Annotated in this window: 9 protein-coding genes; 1 reads left to right on the plus strand and 8 read right to left on the minus strand. The window is 34.6% G+C overall.

What is annotated here, in order from left to right; translation table 11 throughout:
• The first annotated feature begins 414 nt into the window (after positions 1 to 414).
• Entirely contained in the window at positions 415 to 3,669 is a 3,255-nt protein-coding gene (locus ACXR6G_RS15770) for a S41 family peptidase (RefSeq protein WP_458362405.1), read from the plus strand.
• A gap of 86 nt (positions 3,670 to 3,755) precedes the next feature.
• On the opposite strand, the gene ACXR6G_RS15775 is transcribed toward ACXR6G_RS15770, so the two are convergent.
• The 8 genes from ACXR6G_RS15775 to lptC all read right to left on the minus strand — a co-directional run bounded on the left by ACXR6G_RS15775 (position 3,756) and on the right by lptC (position 11,458).
• Positions 3,756 to 4,391: an energy transducer TonB gene (locus tag ACXR6G_RS15775; protein ID WP_458362406.1), complete on the minus strand. Its 636-nt coding sequence runs from the start codon at positions 4,389 to 4,391 to the stop codon at positions 3,756 to 3,758.
• Positions 4,392 to 4,636: 245 nt separating this feature from the next.
• Positions 4,637 to 5,356 (minus strand): energy transducer TonB, encoded by a 720-nt coding sequence (locus tag ACXR6G_RS15780; protein ID WP_458362407.1) that lies wholly within the window; start codon positions 5,354 to 5,356, stop codon positions 4,637 to 4,639.
• A 292-nt stretch (positions 5,357 to 5,648) separates the two neighbouring features.
• The gene (locus ACXR6G_RS15785; RefSeq protein WP_458362408.1) at positions 5,649 to 6,227 is read right to left on the minus strand and encodes a PhnA domain-containing protein; all 579 of its coding nucleotides are present in this window, start codon (positions 6,225 to 6,227) and stop codon (positions 5,649 to 5,651) included.
• Positions 6,228 to 6,298: 71 nt separating this feature from the next.
• On the minus strand, positions 6,299 to 6,664 hold the full coding sequence (locus tag ACXR6G_RS15790) for a cupin domain-containing protein (protein ID WP_458362409.1): 366 nt from the start codon (positions 6,662 to 6,664) through the stop codon (positions 6,299 to 6,301).
• A 218-nt stretch (positions 6,665 to 6,882) separates the two neighbouring features.
• Positions 6,883 to 9,006, minus strand: a complete 2,124-nt coding sequence (locus ACXR6G_RS15795) for a peptidylprolyl isomerase (protein ID WP_458362410.1) — start codon at positions 9,004 to 9,006, stop codon at positions 6,883 to 6,885.
• A 259-nt stretch (positions 9,007 to 9,265) separates the two neighbouring features.
• Positions 9,266 to 10,522, minus strand: coding sequence for a hemolysin family protein (locus tag ACXR6G_RS15800; RefSeq protein WP_458362411.1), 1,257 nt, complete (start codon positions 10,520 to 10,522; stop codon positions 9,266 to 9,268).
• Positions 10,522 to 10,728 carry a hypothetical protein gene (locus ACXR6G_RS15805; RefSeq protein ID WP_458362412.1) on the minus strand — a complete coding sequence of 69 codons (207 nt, stop codon included), beginning with the start codon at positions 10,726 to 10,728 and terminating at the stop codon, positions 10,522 to 10,524. Before ACXR6G_RS15805 ends, ACXR6G_RS15800 begins: the two co-directional genes overlap by 1 nt.
• A 148-nt stretch (positions 10,729 to 10,876) precedes the next feature.
• Complete coding sequence (gene lptC, locus ACXR6G_RS15810) at positions 10,877 to 11,458, minus strand: LPS export ABC transporter periplasmic protein LptC (protein ID WP_458362413.1); 582 nt, start codon at positions 11,456 to 11,458, stop codon at positions 10,877 to 10,879.
• Between the last annotated feature and the right edge of the window lie 27 nt (positions 11,459 to 11,485).

Below are 11,485 nucleotides of genomic sequence, written 5' to 3' on the forward strand. Positions count from 1 at the left end.
CCCAGCAATCCTAACGCGAAGATGCATTTTCCTGAATTCAACCCCTAAAGCACTGACAGACAGACGCGAAATCTTCAAATATTTTTCTTTAGAGATAAAAACAGCCGAAATCATATCACCCAAAAACAAAACAACACCTATAGTATGGTACAATCACACATACATTTATAAGGAACACATGTTGGTCGAAAAAACACAAAAATAGATCTGTAAAATGACACCTCAACATGACTAACAACTAATACATAGGCTATTGCAACGACACAATACACTAACATCAGAATAGGTAATTCAAAAAACGAATATCCTTTTGAATCTATTTCATTTGTCAATAAATTTGTTGCGCTGCTATTCAAGCAGCTAAAGACACCAGAAAACCGACTTAAAACAATCTTTTACAATTAAAAACAGACCATGAATTTAAAGAATCTATTCATCGGAGCTATTTTACTGCTAATGACAACAAGCAGTTGGGCTCAAACAAATCCATTATGGATGCGATACCCAAGTATCTCTCCAAATGGAAAAACTATTGCTTTCAATTATATGGGCGATATATATAAAGTGGATGCTAAAGGTGGGGAAGCCACACGACTAACATCAAACACTGCTTACGATTATAAAGCGGTGTGGTCACCTGATGGAAGTAAAATTGCATTTGCATCGGACAGAAATGGCAATTTTGATATTTATTTGATGTCAGCTGAAGGTGGAAGATCTAAGCGAATGACAACAAATTCTGCCAAGGAAATACCATCATCCTTTACTCCTGACGGAAAGTCAATACTATTCTCAGCAACTTTGGCTGACAGTTATAAAAATGCGATGTTTCCAAAAGGGTACCTAACAGAACTGTATTCGGTGCCTGTGAATGGTGGACGTGAAACTCAAATACTAACAACACCGGCAGAAGATGCGCTTTATAATAAAGCAATGACTCAAATTATCTATACAGATAAGAAAGCTGGAGAAAATGCCTGGAGAAAACACCACACTTCTGCTGTTGCTCGAGATATTCGTTATTTTGATGTTTCAACAGGTAAACATGACTTTCTAAGCACATTCGAAGGAGAAGATCGCCAGCCTATATATAGTAATGACGAATCCTCTATATATTACTTAAGTGAAAAATCAGGTTCTTTCAATATATGGAAGATGGATACAAACAAGGGAACAAACAAAACTCAGCTTACAAAATACTCTGAGAATCCTGTTCGTTTTCTATCAGTAAGCAAAAACAACACTTTATGCTATGGTTTTAGAGGTGAAATTTACACACAAACAGAAGCTGGTAAGGCAGAAAAGCTAAATGTAAGTATCAGAATTGATCATACGGCTTACAAAAACACCTTCCTTAGTAAATCATCGGGAGCTAGCGAAATGTCAGTATCTCCGAATGGAAAAGAAATCGCATTTATTATGCGAGGTGAAGTTTTTGTTACTTCAGTAGACTACACGACAACTAAACGCATTACAAACACACCAGAACAAGAGCGAAGTGTTAGTTTTAGTCCTGATGGTAAAAATTTAGTTTATGCAGGTGAACGTGATGGAAGCTGGAACCTATATCGTACAAAAATTAAAAAAGAAACTGAAGTCGATTTCACACATTCTACATTATTAGTAGAAGATGAGATTTTAGCGAATACTGCCGAAACCTTTCGTCCCGTATATTCTCCAGATGGAAAAGAGATTGCATACTTGGCTAACAGATCCGAATTACAAGTTATTAACCTTAAAAGTAAAAAAATCAGAACAATACTTGAAGGGAAATGGAACTATTCATATACCGATGAAGACTTATATTTCGAATGGTCGCCTGATGGTAAATGGTTCTTGATGGACTATAATGCCAAAACACGATGGCCAAATTCTGATATCGGCTTAATTGATGCTCAAGGCAATGGAAACATCACAGACTTGACTAATTCAGGCTATATCGACGGAAGTGCAAAATGGGTAATGGGCGGAAAAGCTATGATTTGGGCCTCTGACCGTTTTGGTATGCGTAATCATGCAAGCTGGGGATCTCAAAATGATGTCTTTGCCATGTTTTTTACTCAAGAAGCTTTCGACAAATTCAATATGAGTAAGGAAGAAGCTGAACTTCAAGATACTCTTGATAAGGAAAAGAATAAAACTGACACTGATAAAGAGGACGAGAAGAAAAATAAAAAGGCAAAAAAAGATAAAACGACAGTTAAAGAGATTGAAATTGACTTAGACGATTATGAAGATCGTGTTTCTCGCCTGACAATCAATTCATCAAATCTTGCTGATGCTGTGATGACTCCCAAAGGAGATAAACTATATTATCTTAGTAAGTTTGAAGGTGGTCATGACCTTTGGATGCATGATTTCAAAAAGGATGAAACTAAGAAAGTTCTTAAACTATCAGGACACAGTTCGGACATGAGTATTACCAAAGATGGAAAATACATTTTTCTTCGTTCAGGTAGTCGATTTATACGCATTGCTACAGCAGGTAACAAACGTAAAAACATCAGCTATAAAGCTGAAATGAATTTGAATGAAGATGCTGAGAGAGAATATCTTTATGAGCATGCATGGAGACAAACCAAAGAAAAATTCTATAAAGTAGATATGCATGGTATCGATTGGGATGCTTATAAAATAGAATACAAGCGTTTCTTACCACACATTAACAATGCTTATGATTTTGCTGAACTTTTGAGTGAACTTCTTGGAGAACTTAACGCTTCACATACTGGATCAGGAGCTTGGGCAAGTCATCCTAATGGAGACAAAACCGCAAGCTTAGGTGTTTTCTTCGACACCAACTACAAAGGCAAAGGCTTAAGAATTGCTGAAGTTGTTGACAAATCGCCATTAAAAAAGGCAAAATCAAAAGCCACTGTAGCTTGTTTAATCGAAAAGATCGATGGTTTCGAAATTACTGAAGGAATGGACTACTACCCTCTTTTAAATCACAAAAAGGGTAAGAACACATTACTCAGCTTTTACAATCCTGCAAGCAAAAAACGTTGGGATGAAGTTATTAAACCCATTTCGAAAAGACATTTCGATGGCTTATTATATGAACGATGGATTAAACAACGCAGAGCTGAGACAGAAAGACTTTCAAACGGGCGAATTGGCTATGTTCACATTAAGGGAATGAATGATAATAGCTTTAGAACAGTCTACTCAGAAGTGATGGGCCGTTATAACAATATGGAAGCCATTGTGATTGATACTCGATATAATGGTGGTGGACATATGCACGAAGATATTGAAGTTCTATTTAGCGGGACGAAATATTTGACTCAGTTACCACGTGGACAAAAAATTGGTGAACAACCTCGTAAGAGATGGAAAAAACCTTCTATCATGCTTATGAGTGAAGGCAACTACTCCAATGCTCACGGAACACCTTGGGTTTATAAAACAATGGGACTTGGTAAGCTCGTTGGTACTGCCGTTGCGGGAACTATGACCTCAGTTTGGTGGGAAACATTAATGAGTGGTAATATGTACTTTGGTATTCCTCAAATTGGCTATGTTGATTCTGAAGGTGATTTCTTAGAGAATAAACAACTGGAGCCTGACTACAAAGTTCTTTACGATTATGATGTTGTTAGTCTAGGTAAAGATCAGCAACTTAAGAAAGCTGTAGAGGTGCTACTTGAAGAACTTGATCAAAAATAGGTCAATATAGATTTCTATTATAAAGTAAAAGCCGCAAACATTAGTTGTTTGCGGCTTTCTCCTTTCTATGAGTTACTACGAATAAATCAATTACTCAATTGAAAATTAATAGGAAAGGTATATGAAATTCTCACAAACTTCCCTTCATGCTTACCTGGTTTCCATTTAGGCATTCGCTCAACAACTCTTTTTGCCTCAGCATCAAGAAGTGGATGAACAGGTTTAACAACTTTCACATTCACAACCTTTCCTTCTTCATTTATTACAAAACCTACATACACTTTTCCTACAACACCTTCTTTTTGGGCCTTAATTGGATATCTCAAATGATGACATATCCATTTTTGACATTCCAAAACACCTCCTTTAAACTGAGGCATCTCATCTGCTACAGTAAGTACTTTAGTCGGTTTCATTTCTGTTTGATCTGAGAGATGTGCTTTATAAATTATTTCTTTTATATCGTATTCTTTTTTCTTAACATTAATAAGAAGATGCATTGTTTTACCCTCAAGAACATTTATTTTACATTTAAATCGACTATTATTTGATGTAAATATTAATTTATACTCCCCACTATAAATATCTTCCAGAACTATTGAATCCTGTTTTTTTTCACCATATAGTTTCAACTTCGGAATTCTGATTATAACATTTGATGGAATTGTTTGCACAATAAGGTTTCCCAAATGCAATTCACCCTTGTCAATATTTTCTATCAAATTTACATTTGATTGAGCAGATGATATATAGCATAAAAAATTTAAGACTAATACTAAGATCGTTTTATTCATAATTAAGATAGATGAGAATTTTGTTGATTTCAATACGCGAAATTATCATATTATCAATATGATTCAACAAGGAAGTGTGATTTAATAAATAGAAAAAGCGAGAGGTTCCCCATCTCGCTATGAATATTTTTTATTGATGATACTTAACTTCCCGTTAACAAATTCAATTTACGTTACCTATGAAGAAAAAAGTTGATCGGAAATGTGTAGGACACATTCACGGATTGTCCTCTCTGCTTTCCCGGTCTCCAAAGAGGCATCTTACTGACTACCCTAAGAGCTTCGCGATCAAGAGCAGGATCGATCGATCTTAATACTTTACATTCTTCAACTTTACCTTCTCTATTAATTACGAACCCAATATAAACTCTTCCAGTAATCCCTTTTTTTCGTGAACTCTCAGGATACTTCACATTTGATTTTATCCATTTTCTAAGTTCTAAAACCCCACCTGGAAATTCAGGCATTTCCTCTACCATCACATAAACTTGCTCTAAATCAACAGGGTCAGGTTCCGACAAGGGAGGATTGTAATCAATTATATTAGTCTCAAAGGTTTTCTCTTCTACATCAACCAATATGTGTACTGTTTTCTGATCAAGAACCTCAACAAAACACTTAAATTTGGTGTTCTTAAAACTAAAAGAAAGATCGTAAAGGCCTGTGTAAATCTCCTCCAGGATCAAAGAATCTTGATTTTTCACTTCATTCATTACCAACTTTGGAATTTCAACCATCACAGTAGAAGGAATGGTTTGAATAATCAAATTCCCATAATTAATCGTAGCTGGAATAAGAGCATCATCTTTCGCGATAGTATCAACGATAATATTTTGTGCGAAAGATTGAAACACCATAAGATTTAAAATAAATATGAAGCTAATTCTGCTCATCTACTCGTAGGATTAAGTATTCATTCACTTCTAATTAACTAGAATGAATCAAAAAATGGACTCACTTACTAAAATTATTAAAACATTCTATAAGGTAAAATACTCATTATAATTAAAGTAAAAAACTAATGAAGCTCAGAAATCCTTCTTGAGTGAAATCTCACTAACTAAATTATAAAATATTGAAGTTATATTCCCCAATATCTAGAGTAAGAGAGATATTCATAAAAAGAACAAAAAAAAAGCGAAACAGTTTCCCATCTCGCTTTAAATATATTTAAGCTCGTTTAGCTTAAGCCTTCTTCACATATTGAGTCAAAATTACAATCATCTGGTCACTTACACGACCTTCGATATGTTGAGCATTGTCGTAATCCAATGAAATATTTCGAACATGTGTACCACGTTTGGCTGTGAACCCACCACCTTTTACGTTTAGATCTTTAATCAAAACGACAGAATCACCTGATTGAAGAACCACGCCATTACTATCCTTGTGTATAACTTTATCTTCATCATCCTCACCTTCACCAGTAGCCTGAGCCCAAGCCATAGTGTCTTCATCTAAATATAGCATATCCAATAGATCCTGTGGCCATCCTTCGGCTTTTAATCTATTCAACATACGCCATGCCATTACCTGCACAGCTGGGACTTCACTCCACATGCTATCATTCAAACATCTCCAGTGGTTAGCATCTACTTTATCAGGATTCTCCAATTGCTCAGAACAAGTTGAACAAAGCAATAAGCACTTGTCACTTCCCTCTTTTGCTACTGGTGGTACTTCGTATACATTTAAATTATCAGTAGCACTACAAAGTTCGCAAACTGAACCACTTCTTGCTTGTAATTCTTTTAAAACACTCATATTCTAATTGTCTATTTAATTTTATTATTCTAATTTGCTATCTCTAACCGAAACAACACTCTTTCCTAAACTTATTCAGATTTTAGCTGCTGATCAATTGGTTTTGTAATCTCTGACACAACATCTCCAGTATGTGCAGTCACTTTATTTTCAATCAGCATTATCTGACATTCATCTGTTGAAGAAACACGATGATTGATACCTCTTTTAATAATATAGATATCACCTACGTTCATATCAAAACTATCTTCACCTTCAACTTCCATCAAAAGTGTTCCTGAAATGATATAAAAAAGCTCATCTTCATTGGTATGATTATGCCAAGGCACTTTATCGCCTTTAATCTTAGCCACTTTCACATATACATCATTTACTTCACCTATTACCTCAGGAGAGAAATAATCGCTTACGTTACTTAAATACGCTTGTAAATTCATAAGTATGTCATTTTATTAAAATGGGATAGTGATGAAAGTAATTTGCTTGAATACAAGCTCTAAATCAAGGTAAAAGTAACAAATCTATCGGAATTATTATTCTCACATATTATACCTTTAATAACATATTCCAAAGAACAAAAAAAGCGAGATAGTTTCCCATCTCGCTCTTATATTATCTAAACATAAGGGTTAAAGCCCAAATATCATTTTATCTACTAATAGAATTTGTAACGCTTATCATCAATATTTGCATTCTCTCTAAGAACTTGCATTGCTTGATAGTTTGTACGATACTGGTAGTTCTGATTCATACGAGACTTGAATACACCAATAGCATCTTCGGTAAGTGCATCTTCTTTCACGTCATTTACAAGAATCATATAAACACCTTGGTTTCCTTTAATAGGAACCGAAATCTTGCCTTTTTCAGTATTACTTGCATTTGCAATTACATTTGGCTCGATACCTGCACCAGGAATCTGGAATGACTGGAATGAAACATCTGCTGCATTCTTTACTTCTAAATTTTCTTTTTGAGCGACAGACAATAAAGACTGAGCACCTTTAGAATTTTTAGCCATAGAAGCGATCATCATTTCAGCTTTCTTATTCTTTCTAACTTCTCTTTCAACAGTTGCTTGAACATCATTTACAGAAGCAAATCCTTCTTCTTTGATATCTGAAAGGATAGCAACAACAAATTTTTCACCAAACTCGAATACTGCAGAGTTATCGTTGTTCAAAAGAACAGTTTCCGTATCATCAGTATTGTAAGCTACACGAACTAACTCTCTTGAACTCTCAAGTCCAGGAATCAATTTCGTATCCTTCTTAAGATTTGCTACACGACGAGTTAATTTTTGCTCTGAAATAGCTTTGAAGAAAGAAGCTCTATCTTGATTCTCACCAGCAAATTTACGAGCTGCAGCATAAGCTGCCTGGAATGTTTTCTGACTTGCTTCAACTTTACGGTCAAGAACAGCAACCTGTACTTTCTTAACTGCTTTACTCAATCCTACTACTTGAATAAGATGAGCTCCGAATTGAGTTTTAACAATTTTCACTTCATTTTTCTTAGAAGAAAAAGCAGCATCATTAAACTCTGGAACCATACGTCCTTGAGTAAACCAACCTAGATCACCACCATTAACAGCAGAACCTTGATCATCAGAATTAGTCTTAGCCAATTCAGCAAACTTAGCACCCTTATTTAATAGTTGCTTCAAGCTGTCAGCTTTAGCTTCAGCAGCTTTAAAATCACCATTAACTGGACGAATTAAAATATGACGAGCCTTAACAGAGTCTGACATCATCTTAACATCAGAAATCTTAGCTAATTTATAAGCATCTTTTTCATCGTAAGGTCCGAAAACATCACCTTTATTACCTGCAAACATGAAAGCATCAAGCGCTTTGTTTGAATTTTCATCCTTAGCAAAGTAGTAAGTATTAAGTTTTGTATCAGAATTTAACTCTAAGAATTGAGCTACGTTTGCTTCAGCAGTAAAATCTGCTTTCATATCAGCAATCCATTTCTCAGTATATTTGAAATCATCAGTTGATGGCTCAATATTGAAAGGAACGTATTCAATTTTTCTTGACTCACCTTGCTTGAAAAGCTCGTTGTTTTCGTTATAATAAGCCTTAATCTCTTCTGCAGTTACATTAATAGTTGAATCAGAAATAGAATTATAACTTTTCACTACATAGTCAAAGCTTACTTTCTTAGAACCATTAGCCGCCATATTTTTAGCGTATGCAGTAGGTATATAAAGACCTTTAGCAATTAAAGCATTGTACTTAGCCAATGTTCTTTGTGAGATAAGTTGCTCTTCGATATTCAACCAGTAAGCTTTTTGAGGCGTTCCTTCAGGAGCAGCGACCAATTGCTTAAGCGTTCTAACAACATTATCCTTATCAAACTGTCCATCTTCACCTGTAAACAACTGACGAATAGTTGGATCAATATTATTACCACTAACCATATCCCATAATTCCTGAGAAGTTAAGCTAATTCCTAACTCATCGTATTCACGATTCATTACGATTTCTTGAACCATTTGTTGCCAAACCTGCTCTCTAATCTTGTCCATTTGGTCAGAAGGAATTGAGTTCTGACCACTCATTAGTTTAGTCACTTCAAGATTGTGGTTGAATCTGTTTTGGAAATCACGAATATTTACAGATTCCCCTGCAATTTCAGCCATTTCATTTCGTGAGTTCGTCAAAAGAGAACCTCCAGATTTTAAGGCATCACCGGCTATAAATGCCAACAAGGCTCCACCAATGATAATTCCTATAAAAACTCCGCGGTTTCTTATTTTCTGTAATGTTGCCATCGAAAAAGATTTAATTATTCCTAAAATAGGCTACGAATATACAAAAAAATGAAGAAGAACAAGGCTTTTGCCTTAAGAGCTTTTAGGCTTTTTATAGATAAATATCGAACCAATTAACTATTAGTAAATAAGGAGAGGATTTGAAGGGTATTATTCTAATAATGAATACGAAAATTAGAACTTAAAGGAGATATTATGACAAGGTGTAAAGTCGAATTTGTGTCAATAAAATCAATTTTAGACAGAAAAAAAAGATCAATTATGAAATAAGGGTAAGTTTTACTTTATCAATACGTGTATTGGATACTTCAATTATTTGAATTTTGAATCCATCGATTCGGATCATTTCATTGATACTGGGAATACTTTCATGATTGAAAATAACAAAGCCATTCAAGGTTTCAAAGTCATCTGATTCTGGAATTTCTAGTTTATACTTATCATTCAGATAATCAATCTCGATTCTTCCAGAAAAAATAAATTCTGTTTCACTCAACTGTTCTTCAACCAAATCAATATTATCGTGTTCATCTTCAATTTCACCAAAAATCTCTTCCATAATATCCTCAATAGTCACCATACCTGAAGTGCCACCAAATTCATCTACCACAACTGCTACACTCTTTTGTTCACGAGTAAAAAGATTCAATAGCTTATGCGCTGCCATGGTTTCAGGCACAATAATCACCCTGCTCAATGCCGCCTTTATACTTTGAGGATTCCTAAAAAGGACAGAGGAATGCACATAACCAATAATATTATCTATTGACTCTTTATAAATCATGATACGAGAATAACCTGTCTCTATAAAACGCTGAGTCAATTTTTCAATCTCACCACCAATTTCCATTGCTTCAATTTCGGTTCGAGGCACAAAACACTCCCGTAACTTCACGTTAGAAAAATCCAAAGCATTTCTAAAAAGTTTCATATTGTGTTCATCCTCTTCAACAGCCTGTCCGTCCTGCCCTTCCTGAACCAAATGATCTAAATCAACTTTACCAAAAGCACGTGATTCTGCTTCTTCTGTAATATCAGTATTCAATAATCGACTAATTATGTTCTTCGAAAACATCATGGTCACCACTGTAATTGGATAGAAAATGACATAAAAAAACATGACTGGTACAGCAAAAAAATTCAGAGAGAAGTTTGGGTTTAATCTGAAAAGTGTTTTGGGTAAAAATTCAGCTGTAAAAAGAATCAAAAGCGTAGAGAAAAGAGTCTGAATCGTCATAATTAACAATTCAGAATCGACCCAAAGAGCTATCGTTGGCTCAAGAATTTTTGCCATCATGATACCATAAACAACCAAGGCAATATTATTCCCAACCAACATGGTAGAGATATAATGACTCGGATGATTCGTGAAAATATTTATGATTCGAGAGGTCGCCGTATTCTTACTCTTATCAAGTTCCATTCTCAACTTATTGGCAGCAACAAAAGCAATTTCCATACCCGAGAAAAAAGCCGAAAGAGCCAACATGGCTATAATGATAAGGAGGTTGTTCATTATTTTTTATCTTGATTTATGCCTTCTCTCGATTTTCGTAAATATCGGCGAGATCCGTACATTAAACATGCAATCATTGCAACAACATACAACATGATATTTTCTTTAAAACCAAAATTATAAGTTCTAACAATAGCAAATAGTATACTAAAAATAGCAACAAGTAACCAGATAATTTCTAAAAGGAAAGGTAATTTCTGTTTCATCGTTTTGTTTAAGCATTAAGATACTCTTTAATCAACCTTACGAAGGTACATTTAAAGATGCAGATTTTGATCTAAAATAAAAACCTCTGAACAAAAAAAAATTACTTACATCATCTGTAAGTAATTTCCTAAAGCTCATTTAAAGCTTCTATTTTTTTAAGCTCTTGTCTTCGAGAAAAACTTCTCCACTAACTCGACTCAGTAGTATTCGATTTAATTTATCATCTGCAGTAAAGCTATTTCCTTCGAGCATCTGTCCATCTTTCTTAGTAATTCGAACATATTGGTCAGAATAAATTTTTTGCTTCTTCTGATCCCAATACATGAGTTCTGTGTTTATAGTTTTGCCATCATCGCTAACAGCAACAACATCGTTTCTTAGCTCCCAAAGCTGTTCATCATCTAAGAATTTCGCATAATTAGATTTAATATTCCAAGCTTGAGATCCATCTTCGTTATAGGAAATCACACGACCACCTTTAGGAAATTCTTTATAAACTTCTTCTTCGGTTTTGATCTCCACAAATTCAATTGCATAAGCCTTATACTGAATTCGAGTTGAATCGGAAAAAATAAATTCTACATTTTCACCGTAAATTTCTGGTCGAGTTTCCTCAGCTGTAAGACTTTCAACTTCTTTGATATTGTTTTCACAAGACAAAAGCATTGTCGCCCCTATTAGGGCAACAATGCTTTTATATATGAAATCTTTTTGAATCGTATTTTTCATGTGTCTATAATTTCATGCCTTTTGCCA

Source organism: Ancylomarina sp. YFZ004 (assembly GCF_054254355.1).

What these genes read in the sequence shown, in the direction of transcription:
- ACXR6G_RS15770 (WP_458362405.1), top strand. Translation starts at nt 415, where the DNA reads ATGAATTTAAAGAATCTATTCATCGGAGCTATTTTACTGCTAATGACA.
- ACXR6G_RS15785 (WP_458362408.1), bottom strand. Translation starts at nt 6,227, where the DNA reads ATGAGTGTTTTAAAAGAATTACAAGCAAGAAGTGGTTCAGTTTGCGAA.
- ACXR6G_RS15805 (WP_458362412.1), bottom strand. Translation starts at nt 10,728, where the DNA reads ATGAAACAGAAATTACCTTTCCTTTTAGAAATTATCTGGTTACTTGTT.
- lptC (WP_458362413.1), bottom strand. Translation starts at nt 11,458, where the DNA reads ATGAAAAATACGATTCAAAAAGATTTCATATATAAAAGCATTGTTGCC.
- ACXR6G_RS15800 (WP_458362411.1), bottom strand. Translation starts at nt 10,522, where the DNA reads ATGAACAACCTCCTTATCATTATAGCCATGTTGGCTCTTTCGGCTTTT.
- ACXR6G_RS15790 (WP_458362409.1), bottom strand. Translation starts at nt 6,664, where the DNA reads ATGAATTTACAAGCGTATTTAAGTAACGTAAGCGATTATTTCTCTCCT.
- ACXR6G_RS15780 (WP_458362407.1), bottom strand. Translation starts at nt 5,356, where the DNA reads ATGAGCAGAATTAGCTTCATATTTATTTTAAATCTTATGGTGTTTCAA.
- ACXR6G_RS15795 (WP_458362410.1), bottom strand. Translation starts at nt 9,006, where the DNA reads ATGGCAACATTACAGAAAATAAGAAACCGCGGAGTTTTTATAGGAATT.